Source organism: Micrococcus sp. Alg238-R198 (assembly GCF_900537135.1).
GTDB classification, from domain to species: domain Bacteria; phylum Actinomycetota; class Actinomycetes; order Actinomycetales; family Micrococcaceae; genus Micrococcus; species Micrococcus luteus.
In genome coordinates, this window is record NZ_UNRH01000005.1 from 107862 (window position 1) to 123472 (window position 15611).

14 protein-coding genes are annotated in these 15611 nt (G+C 76.3%); 7 read left to right on the top strand and 7 right to left on the bottom strand.

From position 1 onward, the window contains the following. The first annotated feature begins 49 nt into the window (after window positions 1–49). Window positions 50–910: a PHP domain-containing protein gene (locus G6R13_RS06605; protein ID WP_063189562.1), complete on the top strand. Its 861-nt coding sequence runs from the start codon at window positions 50–52 to the stop codon at window positions 908–910. Window positions 911–1028: 118 nt separating this feature from the next. Here G6R13_RS06605 and G6R13_RS06610 read toward each other — a convergent pair whose 3' ends face one another. The 5 genes from G6R13_RS06610 to G6R13_RS06630 all read right to left on the bottom strand — a co-directional run bounded on the left by G6R13_RS06610 (window position 1029) and on the right by G6R13_RS06630 (window position 7135). After that, window positions 1029–2870 (bottom strand): DEAD/DEAH box helicase, encoded by a 1842-nt coding sequence (locus G6R13_RS06610; RefSeq protein WP_134377036.1) that lies wholly within the window; start codon window positions 2868–2870, stop codon window positions 1029–1031. Window positions 2871–3121: 251 nt separating this feature from the next. Further along, window positions 3122–4687, bottom strand: a complete 1566-nt coding sequence (locus G6R13_RS06615; RefSeq protein WP_063189558.1) for an RNB domain-containing ribonuclease — start codon at window positions 4685–4687, stop codon at window positions 3122–3124. A gap of 68 nt (window positions 4688–4755) precedes the next feature. Then, a complete protein-coding gene (locus G6R13_RS06620; protein WP_002854967.1) occupies window positions 4756–4980 on the bottom strand; it encodes a DUF3107 domain-containing protein in 225 nt (74 codons plus the stop codon). A gap of 120 nt (window positions 4981–5100) precedes the next feature. After that, a complete protein-coding gene (locus G6R13_RS06625; protein WP_044659417.1) occupies window positions 5101–5757 on the bottom strand; it encodes a TetR/AcrR family transcriptional regulator in 657 nt (218 codons plus the stop codon). A 25-nt stretch (window positions 5758–5782) separates the two neighbouring features. Continuing rightward, window positions 5783–7135 (bottom strand): glutamyl-tRNA reductase, encoded by a 1353-nt coding sequence (locus G6R13_RS06630; protein WP_122054455.1) that lies wholly within the window; start codon window positions 7133–7135, stop codon window positions 5783–5785. 136 nt (window positions 7136–7271) lie between these two features. Here G6R13_RS06630 and hemE point away from each other — a divergent pair, with 136 nt between their 5' ends. Genes hemE through G6R13_RS06660 form a run of 6 tightly spaced genes read left to right on the top strand, consistent with a single transcriptional unit; the run spans window position 7272 to window position 14095 of the window. Next, window positions 7272–8495 (top strand): uroporphyrinogen decarboxylase, encoded by a 1224-nt coding sequence (gene hemE, locus G6R13_RS06635; RefSeq protein ID WP_041103347.1) that lies wholly within the window; start codon window positions 7272–7274, stop codon window positions 8493–8495. Next, on the top strand, window positions 8492–10000 hold the full coding sequence (locus G6R13_RS06640) for an FAD-dependent oxidoreductase (RefSeq protein ID WP_036381112.1): 1509 nt from the start codon (window positions 8492–8494) through the stop codon (window positions 9998–10000). Before hemE ends, G6R13_RS06640 begins: the two co-directional genes overlap by 4 nt. A 50-nt stretch (window positions 10001–10050) precedes the next feature. Continuing rightward, on the top strand, window positions 10051–10767 hold the full coding sequence (hemQ, locus tag G6R13_RS06645) for a hydrogen peroxide-dependent heme synthase (RefSeq protein WP_041103343.1): 717 nt from the start codon (window positions 10051–10053) through the stop codon (window positions 10765–10767). Further along, window positions 10767–12116, top strand: coding sequence for a ferrochelatase (locus G6R13_RS06650; RefSeq protein WP_163721274.1), 1350 nt, complete (start codon window positions 10767–10769; stop codon window positions 12114–12116). Before hemQ ends, G6R13_RS06650 begins: the two co-directional genes overlap by 1 nt. 4 nt (window positions 12117–12120) lie before the next feature. Then, window positions 12121–13254 (top strand): hydroxymethylbilane synthase, encoded by a 1134-nt coding sequence (gene hemC, locus G6R13_RS06655; RefSeq protein ID WP_134377035.1) that lies wholly within the window; start codon window positions 12121–12123, stop codon window positions 13252–13254. A 1-nt stretch (window position 13255) separates the two neighbouring features. Further along, a complete protein-coding gene (locus G6R13_RS06660; protein ID WP_036314324.1) occupies window positions 13256–14095 on the top strand; it encodes a uroporphyrinogen-III synthase in 840 nt (279 codons plus the stop codon). A 27-nt stretch (window positions 14096–14122) separates the two neighbouring features. Here the strand turns inward: G6R13_RS06660 and G6R13_RS06665 are convergent, their stop codons facing one another. Further along, window positions 14123–14404: a hypothetical protein gene (locus G6R13_RS06665; protein ID WP_134377034.1), complete on the bottom strand. Its 282-nt coding sequence runs from the start codon at window positions 14402–14404 to the stop codon at window positions 14123–14125. Between the two features lie 99 nt (window positions 14405–14503). After that, window positions 14504–15604 carry an NYN domain-containing protein gene (locus G6R13_RS06670; RefSeq protein WP_134377033.1) on the bottom strand — a complete coding sequence of 367 codons (1101 nt, stop codon included), beginning with the start codon at window positions 15602–15604 and terminating at the stop codon, window positions 14504–14506. Window positions 15605–15611: the final 7 nt, after the last annotated feature.

Sequence of the window (15611 nt, forward strand, 5' to 3'; positions counted from 1 at the left end):
ACCGGTGGGCGCGGGCAGGTCGGGGCCGCCGCGCGCGGGTCTCGGTACCATGGCCGCCATGGCCCGCTACGACCTGCACACGCACTCGACCGAGTCCGATGGCACCGAGCCGCCGGCCGACGTGGTGCGTGCGGCGGCGCGGGCCGGGCTGGACGGCCTCGCGCTCACCGACCACGACACCACCGCCGGCTGGGCCGAGGCCGCCCAGGCCGCGCGGGAGACCGGACTGACGCTCGTGCCCGGCATGGAGATGTCCTGCACCTCCGCCGACGGCGTGAGCGTGCACGTGCTCAGCTACCTGCACGACCCCGAGGACCCCGCCCTGCTGCGGGAGGTCGGCCTGGCCCGCGACGCGCGGCTGATCCGGGCGCAGGAGATGGTGCGGCGGCTGGGGGCGGACTTCCCGATCACGTGGGAGCTGGTCCAGGAGCACGCGGCGGAGAACGCGACGATCGGCCGGCCCCACCTGGCCGACGCCCTCGTGACGATCGGGGCCGTCCCGGACCGGTCCGCGGCGTTCCGGGAGATCCTCGCCGGCCGGTCCAAGTACTACGTGCCGCACTTCGCCCCGGACCCGGCCGAGGCGGTCGCGCTCATCCGGGCCGCCGGCGGGGTGCCGGTGTTCGCGCATCCCCGGGCGCGCATGCGGGGCCGCGTGGTGGGCGACGAGGTGTTCGAGCAGATGGCCGAGGCCGGACTGGCGGGGGTCGAGGTCGAGCACCGGGACAACCCGGCGGAGGAGCGCACCTGGCTGCGCGCGTTCGCGGACCGGCACGGACTGTTCGTCACCGGCTCGTCCGACTACCACGGCACCGGCAAGCCCAATCCGATCGGCGAGCACACCACGGGCGCGGAGGTGCTCGCCGAGATCGAGCGGCAGGGCACCGGCACGGCGATCATCCGCGGCTGAACCCGGACGGCCCGGGCGACGGCGGAGGATCCGTTGCGCGAATGACCCTTCCGGCCGCCTGCACGGCGGTCGGAAGGGTCATTCGTGCAGAAGACTCCCGGGGGCCCGGAAGGGAGGGTCAGCCGTCCACGACCTCGCCGTTGCGGCGCCGCGTGCGGGAGCGGCCGCCCCGGCGACGACGGGCCTCGGCCCGGGCCTCGGCGCGCTCGGCCCGGCGGGCCTCCGTGAGCTCGACGCCGGCCACCGGCTCCGACGTCCGGGCCGCGGGGGTCTCGGAGCGCGAGGCGGTGCGCTCGCGGCCCTCGCCGCGACCACGGCCCCGGCCCTCGGCGCGCTGCTCGGCGGGTGCCTCACCACGCCCGCGGCCCGAGCGCTCGCCGCGGCCTCCGCCGCGTGCATCGTCACGGCCCTCGCCGGAGCGGCCGCCCCGGTTCCGTTCGCCACGGCCTCCGCCGCGCGCCCGGTCACGGCCCTCGCCGGAGCGCCCGCCCCGGCCTCGGCCGCCGCGCTCGCCGTCACGGGAACGGCCGCCGTCGCGACCCCGTCCGCGGCCGCCGTCGCGCTGCTTCGCCTCGGGGCCGCCGAGGTCCTCGAGCGTCTCGCCCTCGAGGCCCTCGAGCACGCGCTTGGCCTGCGGCAGACGGCCCTTCGTGCCCTTCGGGATGCCGAGGTCGGAGAACAGGTGCGGGGAGGAGGAGTAGGTCTCCACCGGCTCGGGCTGGCCGAGGCCGAGCGCCTTGTCGATCAGGGACCAGCGCGGCATGTCCTCCCAGTCCACGAGGGTCACCGCCACGCCCTTGTTGCCGGCGCGGCCCGTGCGGCCCACGCGGTGCACGTAGGTCTTCTCGTCCTCCGGCGCCTGGAAGTTGAACACGTGCGTGACGTCGTCGACGTCGATGCCGCGCGCCGCGACGTCGGTGGCCACGAGGATGTCCACCTTGCCGTTGCGGAACGCGCGCAGCGCCTGCTCGCGGGCGCCCTGGCCGAGGTCGCCGTGCAGCGCGCCGGCCGCGAAGCCGCGCGCCGTCAGCTCGTCCGCCACGCGAGCGGCCGTGCGCTTGGTGCGCGTGAAGATGATGGTCCGGCCGCGGCCCTCGGCCTGCAGGGCGCGGGCCACGAGCTCGTCCTTGTCCATGTGGTGGGCGCGGTAGACGAGCTGACGGATGTCCTTCTTCGTCAGGCCCTCGTCCTCCGGGTCCGCCGCGCGGATGTGGGTCGGCTGCGTCATGTAGCGGCGCGCCATCGCGACCACGGGACCCGGCATGGTGGCCGAGAACAGCATGGTCTGACGCACGGCCGGGACGGCGGCGAGCAGGGTCTCGACGTCGGGGAGGAAGCCGAGGTCCAGCATCTCGTCGGCCTCGTCCAGCACCACCGTGTTCACCAGGTCCAGGCGCAGGTGGCGCTGGCGCATCAGGTCGATGAGGCGGCCGGGGGTGCCGACGACGATCTCGACGCCGCGCTGCAGCTCCTCGATCTGCGGCTCGTAGGCGCGGCCGCCGTAGATGGTGGCGATGCGCAGGGGGCGCCGGGCCGCGGCGGCCGTGAGGTCGCCGGCCACCTGGACGGCGAGCTCGCGCGTCGGGGCGACGATCAGGGCCTGCGGGGCGCCCGCGGTGCCCTTGGCCTCGAGGCCGTCCCAGCCGGGCTCGCCCGGGCCGATGGCGCGCTGCAGTGCGGGGATGCCGAAGCCGAGGGTCTTGCCGGTGCCGGTCTTGGCCTGGCCGATGATGTCGTGGCCGCCGAGGGCGACCGGCAGGGTCATGGCCTGGATGGGGAAGGGATGGACGATGCCCTTGGCCTCCAGGGCCTCGACGATCGCGGGGTGCACCCCGAAGTCGGCGAAGGTCTGCTCGGGGGCCACGGGCACGGCGTCCTCGGTGACGATGTCCTCCGCGATCGCGGCGACCGTCGGGTCGAGGTCGGCGGAGGCGGGGGTGTGCTCGGAGTTCTGGGTCATGGCGACTCGCGTTCCTGGTCGGGCGTCGTCACGGCGGGCGGGAGGCCCGGCTCCGCCGTGCGCGCGGTTCAAGCGGAAGCCGATCGCGAGGCAAGCACGCGGAGCGGCCGACGGGCGGCGCCCCGTGGAACCGGGCCGGGCGCGCCGTGCGAGGCGGGCCGTGCCGGATCCGGCAGGTCATGGTGCCGTCCCGGGCGTCAGGGGCGCGGGCGGCGGGTCAGGGTGATCAGAGAGCGACCGGTCATCCTGGGTCAGCGTGAGCTGTGCGGCCAGTCTACCCCCGCGGCCGTGATCGCACCCGAGGCGCGGTCCACGCCCTCGATCCGCACGCGCACCCGGGTGCCCGCCGGGACGCTGCCCGGCACCCGCAGGCTCACGGCCGGGTCGAGCAGCCACACCTCCGTGCCGTCCTTCGCCTCGCGCACCGCGATCCCCTCGAGCTCCGCGCCGACGCGGGACTCGAGCGCCGCCGCCTCCACGAGGTCCGCCGCCGTCCGGCTGGCGGCCGAGGCCCGGCGCGACGAGTCCGCCATGAGGGCGGGCAGCGCGGGCAGGGCGCTGCGGACCCATGCGGGGGCGGGGGCGCCGATGGCATGGGCGTGGCACAGGGCCAGGACGAAGCGGTCCACGAGCCGGCGCAGCGGAGCGGTGGCGTGGGCGTAGGGGGCGGCGAGCGCGGCCTGGGCCGGTTCATCCGGCGGTGTGCGCAGGGCCGGGTCCTCGGCCTGCGCGTCGAAGGCCGTGTACCCGGCGCCGCGGAACAGCCCGGTCGCCGCGTGCAGCACCGCCAGGTGCCGCGCGTCGGCGGGGTCGAGGGAACGCAGGTAGGCGCCGTAGTCCTGGCCCTCGTCCCACGGGGCGCCCAGGGCGCGTGTGCGCTCTCGGAAGGCGGCGACGGCCTCGGCGTCCGGCGCCGGCATCGTGCGCAGGATCCCGACCCCGGCGGCCAGCATCAGCTCGGCCGCGGCCATGCCGGTCAGCAGGGAGAGCTGGGCGTTGTGCTCCTCCGCCGGCAGCGGCGCCCGGTGCACGAGCTCGTGCGCCCCGTCCTCGGTGACACGGACCTCCTGGTCCGGCAGGTTCAGGGAGGCGCCGCCGCGGGCGGCCTCCTGCGCGGCCCGCCGTCGGCCCACCTCCGGCAGCAGCGTCAGCGAGTCGCGCACCTCGGCCGGCCACCCCTCGGCGGCGGCCCGGTCCGCGTCGGTGACCCCGGGACGCGGCGTCGTCTGCGCCTGCGCCCCCGGCTGTGCGTCGAGGAAGGCCTGCACCTGCCCGTACGTCAGCTGCGCCCGGGAGCGGATGCGGGCGCGTTCGAGGCCGGTCTCGACGACGGCGCCCGCGGCGTCCAGCAGGAACGTCCAGACGAACGCCGGGCGCTCGCGGTCGGGGAGCAGGGAGGCGGCGTCCTCGCTCAGCACCTCCGGGTGCAGGGGGACCCGGCCGTCGGGCAGGTAGACGGTCTGGCCGCGGCGGCGGGCCTCGGCGTCCACGGCGCCGCCCGGGGCCACGAAGGCGGGCACGTCCGCGATCGCGTAGCGGACGAGGATGCCGTCGTCGTCGGCGGGGGTCAGGAGCAGGGCCTGATCCAGGTCCGTGGAGCCGGCGGGGTCCACGGTGACGAACGGCAGCGCCGTGCGGTCCGCGTGGTCCGGGCTCCCGGTCAGGCCCGCGTGCACCTCACGCGCGGCCGCCTCCGCCTCGGCCAGGACGGGGGCGGGGAAGGCCGGCGGCAGCTCGAGCTCCGTCCGCAGGGCGGCGAGGCGCTCGAGCAGGGCCGGGTCGGCGGGGCCGCGGAGGCCGAGGGCGTGAGGCGACATGGCGATGCTCCTGGGCAGGGGGCCGAGACGACGCACGCCCCGGCGGATCACCGGGGCGTGCGGGCGGGTCAAGAGGCGGCGAACCCGAGCGGGCCCGACTTCTTCGCGCCGATCTCCACGAAGCCGATGCGGTCGCCGGGGACGACCACCTGGCGGCCCTTGGCGTCCGCCAGGACCAGCGGGGTGCCGTCGGCGACGGCGGCGTCCACGAGGGAGCGGACCTCGTCCGCCGACTGCTCGCTGTCGATGACGACCTCGCGGCCGACGTGCTGCACACCGATGCGGATCTCCATGGGGAACCTCTTCTCTTCGTCGCGTCCTGTGCGGTCCACCGTCAGCCTACGGGACCGCTCGGCGGGGTGGACGGGCGCCCACGAGGTTCACCCGCGGGCGAAACGGGCCGGACGGCCGGGTCAGCGCGGCGCGTCGTCCGCGGAGGGCAGCGAGGCGAGGCCGCGCCAGACGAGCGCGTCCACCGTGCGGGCCATCTCGGCGGCGGCGGGGCGGGCGTCGGCGTCGAGCCGGTCCGCCCAGTGGCGGGCGGCGCCCAGGAGATAGCCGACGAGTCCGCGGGAGAGCACCTCGGCCTCGGCCTCGGCTACGGTGGTGTCCGCGCGGATGGTGCGCGCGACCTCGGAGGAGAGCAGCCGGTGGACGGCCTCGCTGCGCGTGCGCACCTCCGGGTCCGCGTCGATGCCGGAGTCGAAGATGAGGCGGTGGGTCCGCTCGGGGGAGGCCATGTACTCGAACACGGCGGCGACGGTGGCCCGCACCCGTTCGCGGTTGTCCCGGCGGGTGTCCATCGCCGCCTCGAGGAGCGCGCGCAGGCTCGCGACCTCGGCGTCCAACAGCTCGAGGAAGAGCTCGTGCTTGCTGGGGAAGTGCTGGTAGAGGACCGGCTTGGAGACCTCGGCCCGCTCGGCGATCTGCTCCATGGAGGCCCCCGCGTACCGCTCGGCGGCGAAGACCGCGCGGGCGCAGTCCAGCAGCTGGCGGCGACGCTTGTGCCGGGGCAGACGACGGCCTCGCCCGGGCTCGTCGGGCGCGGTGGCGGCGGGGTGGGCGGTCACGGGGTCTTCCTGGCGCGGGGCGGGCTCACGCGATGCGCGCGGCGCCGCCGTCGTCCTCGTGCGCGGGGCAGGCCGCCTCGACCGTGCCCACGGCGGGGGCGGGGCGGCCGGGGGCCTCGATCCCGAAGACCGCCTCGAGGGCGTCCTCATAGCGGTCGAGCCGGCCCTCGGCGGCGAGCCGCTTGGCGCGCACGCTGGGCTCGTGCAGGAGCTGGTTCACCATGCGGCGCAGGGCGAACTCCACCTCCTCGGCGGCCGCCGTGCAGCCGTGGCGGGCGCGCACGCGCTCGAGCTCCCGGTCGAGCACCCCGAGGGTGTGGCGGCGCAGGGCCTTGATCGCCGCGTCGGCACTGCGGCCGCGCTGCGCGGCGCGGTACTCCTCGACGGCGTCGTCCACGAGCGCGCGGGCCTCGGCGACGGCGACCTGGGCCTGCTCGGGGGCGGCCAGCCGCACCGACTCGAGGGTGATGAGGTCGACGTCCGGCAGGTCCGCGACGGCGGGGTCGAAGTCGCGCGAGAGGGCCAGGTCGACCACCGTGAGCGGACGCCGTCCGCCCTTGCGCAGCTCCTGGAGGCGCTCGGGGCTGATCTGGCGTTCGCCGCCGGAGGAGCCGATGATCACGTCCGCCTCGGCGACGGCGCCGGCCACGGCCTCGCCGCCGAGCGCGAGGGCCCAGCCGCCGCGGTCCGCGACGAACTGCTCCGCGCGGCCCGAGGCCGAGTGCACGCCGACGGTGGTCGCGCCCCGGTCCGCCAGCTGCGCGAGCGTGGTGCCGGCGTAGGCGCCCGTGCCGATCAGCAGGATGGTGGCCCCGGCCCAGAAGTCGCGCTGGGCCGCGGCGTCGGTGAGACCGCGCAGCTCCTCCGCGAGGTCCAGGGCGACGGAGACGACCGAGCGGCCGGCCGCGCCGAGCGCCGTGCGGGAGCCGACGTCCTTGGCCGTGCGCGTGGCGGACTCGAAGAGGCGGACGAGCGGACCCGAGGCGGTGCCGGCCTCCTGGGCCGCCGTCAGGGCGCGTCGGACCTGACCGGCGATCTCGCGCTCGCCCACCACGGCGGAGTCCAGTCCGGCGCCGACCTCGAAGAGGTGACGGGCCGTGGCGTCGGCGTCGAGTGTGCGGAACGCGGTGTGCACGTCCTCGTCCGGCAGGGAGGTGGAGGCGGCGACGGCGGACAGCAGCCCCGCGCGGGCGGCCTCGACGCCGGCCGCGTCGGCCTCGGCGTAGATCTCCACGCGGTTGCACGTGGCCAGCACGACGGCGCCCGCCGCGCCGCTGCCGGGCAGGGCGGGCCCGACCCCGGTCGCGCCGGCGCTGAGGCGGGCGACCGTGTCCAGGTCCAGGTCATGGTGGGAGGCGACGAGAGAGAAGACAGTCACAGCGGGCCAAGTCTAGCCCCGACCGCCCCGCCCGTCCGGGAAGGCGGACCTGACCCGGGTGCCGTCGGCCAGTGTGACGACGCTCACGGAGGACGCGGATGTGCCACCGCGACACGACCGGTGGGACACTGGGGGCATGTCCGCCCTGTCCCAGACCCCCGAGACCCCCGCGGCCGTCCCGGCACTGCCCGCCGAGCACCCGCTGCGCACCGAGGATCCGTCACGCTCGACCGTGGCCAGCCCGCTCCTCCGCGCGCTGCGCGGCCAGCGCCCCGACCGCCACCCCGTGTGGTTCATGCGGCAGGCCGGCCGTTCGCTGCCGGAGTACCGCCAGGTGCGCGAGGGGATCGGGATGCTCGACTCCTGCCTCATGCCGGACCTGGTCCGGGAGATCACGATGCAGCCGGTGCGCCGCCATGACGTCGACGCGGCGATCTTCTTCTCGGACATCGTGGTCCCCCTGCGCCTGGCGGGCGTGGACGTGGAGATCCAGCCCGGCGTGGGCCCCGTGCTCGGCCAGGCCGTCCGCACCGCCGACGACGTCGCCGCGCTGCCCGTCCTCGAGGACGCCGCCCTGGACGTCATCCGCGAGGCCGTCGCGGCCACCGTCGCCGAGCTGGGCCCGCGCCCCCTGATCGGCTTCGCCGGCGCCCCCTTCACGCTGGCGGCGTACATGGTGGAGGGCCGTCCCTCCCGCGACCACTTCGGCCCGCGACGCATGATGCACGCCGACCCCGAGACCTGGGCCGCCCTGGCCGGCTGGGCCGCCACCGTGTCCGGCCAGTTCCTGCGCGCCCAGCTCGAGTCCGGCGCCTCCGCCGCGCAGCTGTTCGACTCGTGGGCCGGTTCGCTCTCGGCGGACGACTACCTCGAGCACGTGCAGCCGCACTCGACGGCGGCCCTCGCCCATGTCGCCGACCTCGCCGGGCCCGGCGTCCCCGACGGCGCCCCGCTCCTGCACTTCGGCACGGGCACCGGAGAGTTCCTGCACCACATGCGTGACGCGGGCGCGACCGCCGTCGGCGTGGACCACCGCCTCACGCTCGCCGAGGCGCACCGCCGGCTCAGCGCGAACCCCGGCCCCGACGGACGCGGCGCCGTGCCCCTGCAGGGCAACATCGACCCGGCCCTGCTCGCCGCCCCGTGGGAGGTCCTCGAGGCCCACGTGCGCGACGTTGTCGCCTCCGGCGCCGTCGCGCCCGGCCACGTCGTCAACCTCGCCCACGGCGTGCCGCCGGAGACGGACGCGGCCGTGCTGACCCGCGTGGTCGAGCTGATCCACTCCCTGCCCGTGCCGGAGCGGGAGGGCCAGGACCCGGCACCGGGGGTCGAGACCGCCGAGCGGGAGGAGCGCGCATGAGCGGCACGGCGCTCGTGGTCGGCGGCGGCATCGCCGGCCTCGTCGCGGCCCACCGACTGTCCGCGGCGGGCTGGGACGTGACCCTCGCCGAGGCCACCTCCGTGCTCGGGGGCGCGGTCTCCCCGCGCTTCCTCGACGTCCCCTCGCACGGCGAGACCGGGGCCCCCGAGACCCAGACCCTCGAACTCGACGGCGGCGCCGAGTCGTTCGCCGTCCGCGGCGCCGCCGTGCGCGCGCTCGTGGAGGAGCTCGGGCTGGGCGAGAAGATCGTCGCGCCCGAGCCCCTCGGCTCGTGGCTGCACGGTCCCGCCGGCCCCGTGCGCGCCCCGCGTCTCGGCATCGTCGGCATCCCCGGCGACCTCGACGCCGAGGACCTCGCCGCCGCCCTCACGCCGGCCGGCCTGGAGCGCGCCCGGCAGGACGCCGAGGCCCCCATGGATCGCTGGGCCGCCGCGCTCGCGGCCGGCGAGCCGGTGACCGTCGCGCAGGTCGTGGCCGACCGCCTCGGCGACGAGGTGCTCGACCGCCTCGTGGCCCCCGTCGTCGCCGGAGTCCACTCGGCCGACCCCGCGGTCGTCGAGCTGGAGCGCGTGGCCCCCGGCCTGCTCGCCGCCGCCGTGGAGCACGGCGGGCTGGCCGCGGGCGTCGCCGCGCTGCGGTCCACCGGGACCCCCGGCTCGCTCGTGGCCGGTCTGGACGGCGGCATGGTCCGCCTCACCGGCCGGCTCGTCGAGGCGCTGCGCGAGGACGGGGCCACCGTCCTGCGCGGCGTCCGGGTGGCCGCCCTGTCCCGCGTGCCCGCCACCGGCGGCTGGTGGGCCCAGATCTCGGACCGGGACGACGAGGTCGTCCGCGGGCTCGACGTGGACCGCGTCGTGCTGGCCGTGGACGGCGTCACCGCCTGGGACCTGCTGGCCCCGCTCTCGGCCGAGGCCCTGGACCCCGACGCCGGTCCCGCCCTCGGCGAGGGCATCGCGCTGGCCACGCTCGTCGTCGAGGCCGCGGGCCTGGACGACGCGCCACGCGGCACCGGAGTGCTGGTCGGCGCCGGGACGGACGTGGCCGCCAAGGCCCTGACCCACGCCACCGCCAAGTGGGCGTGGCTGCGCGAGGTCGTCGCGCGGCCGCAGGAGGACGGCGTCGCCCGTCACCCCCACCGCCATGTGCTGCGCCTGTCCTACGGCCGCCAGGGCGGCGGGCCCGAGGCCCTGGGCCATCGCAGCGCGGACGAGGAGCTGCTCGCGCAGGCGCTCGTGGACACGGCGACTCTCACCGGGGTGCCGCTGGCGGAGGAGGACGTCGTCGCCCGCACCGTCACCCGCTGGCGCCGCTCCATCCCGCCGCAGGCCGGCCCCGACCGCGCGAAGGCGGACACGCTGATCGACTGGGCACGGGACGTGCCCGGCCTCGACCTCGTGGGCAGCTGGGTGCACGGCACCGGGCTGGCCGCCGTCGTCGCCGGCGTGGACCGCACCCTCGGCGCCGACGCACCGCCCGCCGGCTGACCTCGCCCCCAGACCACCCCTGACGCAATCGGATCCCAAGGAAGAGGACCATGACCAAGGACAGCACCACCACCCCTGCCGAGGCCGGCAAGGACTGGTTCACCACCTACACCGTGTTCGCCCGCCCGCAGGGCGAGCCAGGCTGGCTGGGACTGGAGGGCCGCGACGCGAAGAAGGCCGCCAAGGAGTTCGACGAGGCCGTCGCGCGGGTGGCCCAGACCGGCGTGACCGTGCGCGGCGTCTACGACGTCTCGGGCATGCGCGAGGCCGGCGACGTCATGGTGTGGATGTACGGCCAGGTGCCCGAGGACCTGCAGGCCGCCATCCGCGAGCTGCGCCGCACCCGTCTGCTCGAGGGCACCACGATGGTGCTCTCGGCCATGGGCGCCGATCGCATGGCCGAGTTCAACAAGGACCACATCCCCGCCTTCGCCATGGGCCGCAAGGCCCTGAAGTGGCTGTGCTTCTACCCGTTCGTGCGCTCGTACGACTGGTACCTGCTGGACCCGAAGGAGCGGGCCCGCATGCTCCGCGAGCACGGCCAGCTCGGCCAGGACTTCCCGCAGGTGTGGGCGAACACCACCAGCGCGTTCGGCCTGAACGACTGGGAGTGGCTGCTGGGCCTCGAGGCGGACGAGCTGACGGACCTGGTGGACATGATGCGCCACCTGCGCAACAACGAGACCCGCCTGCACGTGCGCAGCGAGGTGCCGTTCTACACCGGACGCCGTCTGGAGACCGCCGAGATCGCGGAGGTGCTGGCCTGATGACTACCGCCCCCGAGCCCCGCGCCGACGCGCCCGTCCACACCGGCCCGGACGCCGGCGTCGCCCCGGCCCTCCGGACGCCCGAGAAGGCCGCCGCCGGCGTCGACTACGACGTGTGCGGCGTGATGGCCCCCAAGGACTACGACGCCCTGCTGCTCGCCTCCTTCGGCGGGCCCGAGGGCCAGGACGACGTGATCCCGTTCCTGCGCAACGTCACGCGCGGGCGCGGCATCCCGGACGAGCGCCTCGAGGAGGTCGCCACCCACTACCGCGCCAACGGCGGCGTCAGCCCCATCAACGCGCAGAACCGCGCGCTGAAGGCGGCCATCGAGGCCGAGCTGGCCGCCCGCGGCCTGGACCTGCCCGTGTACTGGGGCAACCGCAACTGGGAGCCCTACTTCCCGGACACCCTCGAGCGGATGCACGCCGACGGGCACCGCCGCATCCTGACGGTCACCACCTCCGCGTACTCCTGCTACTCCTCGTGCCGCCAGTACCGCGAGGACATGGGCATGGCCCTGGAGCAGACCGGCCTGACCGGGAAGGTGGACCTGGACAAGACGCGCCAGTACTTCAACCACCCCGGCTTCATCGAGCCGTTCCGGGACGGCCTGCGCGCGGACCTGGCGTCGCTGCGCGCGGAGCTGGGGGACGACGCGCGGATCCACGTGCTCTTCGCGACCCACTCGATCCCCACCTCCGACGCCGCCGCGGCCGGCCCGCGCGGCCTCGCCGCAGACCTGCGCGCGCAGGCGGGGGCGGAGCCGGGCGACGAGGGTGCGGACGTGTACTCGGCGCAGCACCTCGACGTGGCCCGCGAGATCCTCGCCGGCGTGCCCGAGGCCGCGGACGTGCCGTGGTCGCTCGTGTACCAGTCGCGCTCCGGCCCGCCCTCGGTGCCGTGGCTGGAGCCGGACATCAACGACGCGATGGAGCACCTCGCGGGCGAGGGCGCCGAGACGGACGCGCAGGGGCGTGCCGTGGCGGGCTTCATCGTCGTGCCGCTGGGGTTCGTCTCGGACCACATGGAGGTGGTCTGGGACCTCGACACCGAGGCCAAGGAGACCGCCGAGGGGCTGGGCGTGGGGTTCCGTCGCAGCCCCACCCCGGGCACCGACCCGCGGTTCGTGGCCGGGCTCGTGGACATCGTGGAGGAGCGGCTGGGCCGGCGCGAGGGTCGCGCCGCGGTCGGCTGCTTCCCGGCGTGGTACGACGTGTGCCGGCCGGACTGCTGCGTCAAGGTGATGCGGGACGGCTCGACGCGGCCGACGACGTCCGCTGTCGACGCCGCCGTGCGCGGGCTGGCCGAGCACGAGGCGGGCGCCGCGGCCCCCGCCGAGGAGGCCTGAGACCGTGACCCCCCTGCGCATCGGCACCCGGGGCTCCGCCCTGGCGACCACGCAGACCACCCACGTGGCCGAGACGCTCACGGAGCGCTCCGGCCTGGCCCACGAGCTGGTGGTGATCCGCACCGAGGGCGACGTCACCACCGGCTCGCTGGCCTCGCTGGGCGGCACCGGCGTGTTCGCCTCGGCGCTGCGGGCCGCCGTGCTCGACGGCGTCGTGGACGCGGCCGTGCACTCGCTCAAGGACCTGCCGGCCGTCCAACCGGAGACCCTCGAGATCGCCGCGGTGCCGGCCCGGGCCGACCTGCGGGACGCCCTGTGCGCCCGCGACGGCCTCACCCTGGCGACCCTGCCCGAGGGCGCCCGGGTGGGCACGGGCTCGCCGCGCCGCGTGGCCCAGCTCAAGGCGCTGCGCCCGGATCTGGAGCTGGTGGACATCCGCGGCAACGTGCAGACCCGCCTGGCCCGCGTGCCCGGGCTGGAGCAGCACGACGATCACGCCCCGGCCGCCGCGGGTTCGCCCCGCGGTGACCTCGACGCCGTGATCCTGGCCTGTGCCGGGCTCGACCGGCTCGGCCTGGACCACGTGATCACCGAGCGGATCGACCCGGAGGTCATGGTGCCCGCCCCCGGGCAGGGCGCCCTGGCCGTGGAGATCCGGGCCGAGGACGAGTCCTTCCTCGGTCGGGCGCTCCTGGACCCCGAGGCGCCGGTCGGGAGGCTGCACGCCGCCCTCGAGCTGGTCGACGATCGGGACACCCACGTGGCGGTCACCGCCGAGCGGGCCCTGCTGCGCCGCCTCGAGGCCGGCTGCGCCGCGCCGATCGGGGCCGTGGCCCGCGTGAGCGACGGCGAGGCCGGCGCGCCGCGCATCGAGATGACCGCGATGGTGGCCGCCCTCGACGGCTCGCGCGTGCTGCGCCGGACCTCGTCCGTGCAGCTCGACCCGGTGCCGACCGACGTGGCCGGCGACCCGGCGGCCGGCGACGAGTGGCTCGAGGACACCCTGTTCGTGGCCGCGGAGGCACTCGGCGTGCACGTGGCCGAGCAGTTCGTGGCCGAGGGCGCCGACCTGCTGCCCGGCACGGTGCGCGGGGTGGACCGGGGCGACGGCGCCCCGCGCCCCGACGACCCGGCCTGAGATGCGCGTCCTGCTCACCCGCCAGCCGGCCCAGGCCGGCGACCTCGAGGCCGGTCTCGCCGGCACCGAGGTGGCGGGGCGGCGGCTGCGGGTCGGCTTCCTGCCGCTGACCGACTTCGCACTGCCCGACGACGACGGCCCCCTGCGCGCGCTGCTCGCGGACTGGGCGGGGGCCGACGGTGATGCGGCCGGGCCGGTGCGCTCGGACGGGTCCCGCTGGCTCGTGGTGACGAGCCCCAACACCGTGCGCGCGCTCAGGGCCGTCGGCTGGGACGGCCATGTCCCGGCGGGCGCGCGGATCGCGGTCACCGGACCGGGCACGGCACGGGTGCTGACCGAGGCGGGCTGCGACGCGGCGCCGTGGCTGCCGCCCGAGGACCGCTCCGCCGAGGGCCTGATCGCCGGACTCGCCGCCCTGCATCCCCGCGGCGCCCGCGCGTGGCTGCCCCAGTCCGATCGGGCCCGGTCCCGCCTCGCCGACGGCCTGCGCGCGGCGGGCTGGGACGTGCGGACCGGGCTCGCCTACCGGACGGTGCCGTATCCGGCGCAGGCCGGCAGGCGGCTGCTCGACGGGGCGGCGGACGAGGGCCGGGGGGACGTCGTGACGCCCGCGCGGCTGGCCGCGGTCGCGGCGGGGACCGCCGTGGTGCTCACCAGCTCGTCCGCGGCGGAGGAGTTCGTGGCCGCGGGTCTGACGCCGCTGGTGGGGGAGCGGGTGCGGCTCGTGGCGATCGGCGCGCCGACCCGGGACACATGCGCGCGGCGGGGTCTGCCCCTGCTCGGGACGGCCCCCACGCCGGATGCGGCCGGAGTGCTGGCCGTGCTGCGCGCTGCGGCCTGAGCCGCCCGTCCGCACTCGAGGCGAGGCTCAGTCGGGGCGGCCGCCGTCCGGGTCGGGCGCGTCGTCCTCCGTCGGCGCCGGGCCGGCGTCGTGCCTCTCGTCCTGCGGCACGCCGGTGGCGGCGGCCATGATGTCCACCCGCGGGCCGCGCAGGATGGCGACCGAGACGTTGGTGAAGCCCGTGTTGGCGAGCAGCTCCGAGGCCTCCTCGTCCGTCAGGTCGTACGCGTGCGCGAGCATGCGCACGTTCTCCGTGTAGAAGGCGTGCAGGCGGTCGACGCCGCGCAGGAAGCCCAGAGTGTTCCCCATGGCGGGGAGCCTACCGGGCGGGCGTGGTGGGCGGGTGGCCGGCGGGTGAACGGCCGGTGGACCGGCCCGCCGGCCGCGGGGGACGACGGGCCGTGCCGCTCAGCCCTCGGCGCGGCGGCTGCGGCGGCGGACCAGCGAGACCTCCATGGTGCGGCCCTCGGTGCGGGTGCGCAGGTACGGCTGGTCCTCCACGAGGGTGGAGAGCTTGGAGTGCCCGAAGTCGCGCGGGTCGAAGTCCACGTGGGTGCGGCTCAGGTGCTGGCCGATCAGGGACAGCGTGGCCCAGCCGTCGTCGGTGCTCGTGGCGTTGACGGCCTTGGTGAGCGCGGCCTGCAGGTCGATGCGCGGGGCGGCGTCGGCCTCGTCGTGCTCGGGCTCGGCCTCGACCGGCACCTCGGGCGGGGTCGGGTCCTCGGTGACGTCCGACGACGACGCACGGCGGCCCCGACGGCCGGCCCCGGACTTCGCCTCCGCGACCTTCCCGTCCTTGCCGGCGGCGGCGTCCCCGGCGGGGGCCTCGTCGGCAGCAGGGGCCTCGTCGGCAGCAGGGGCCTCGTCGGCAATGGGGGCCTCGGCGTCCGCGTCGGTGGCCTCGGGGGTGTCGGTGGCGTCGGTGGTCTTGGCCCCGCGACCGCGGCCTCGACCACCGCGGCGGGACCCCGAGCGGCCGGAGCCCTCGGACGCCTTGGCGTTCTCCTCCTTGGCGGGGGCGTCCTCGCCGGTCTCGTCGTCGTCGACGTCGTGGTCCGTGGCGGTGCCGAGCAGCTCGAGGTAGATGAACTGGTCCACGGCGTTGCGCAGGGAGGCGGGGGTCTTGCGGGCGCCCAGGCCGATCACGCGCTTGCCGCCCTCGCGCAGGCGGGTGGCCAGGCGCGTGAAGTCGGAGTCGGAGGAGACGAGGGCGAACGCGTCCACGTTGCCCATCCAGAGCAGGTCCATCGCGTCGATGATGAGCGCGGAGTCCGAGGAGTTCTTGCCCACGGTGTAGGCGAACTGCTGGACCGGCTGGATCGCGTGGTGGTTCAGCGCCTTCTTCCAGCCGTTGAGGTTGGTCGTGGTCCAGTCGCCGTACGCGCGCTTGATCGTGGGGGTGCCGTAGGTGGCGAGCTCCTCGAGGATCAGGGGGGCGAACTTGGGGGAGACGTTGTCGCTGTCCATCAGGACGGCGATGCGCAGGGATGCGGGGGTGGGTTCGGGCATGTGTCCC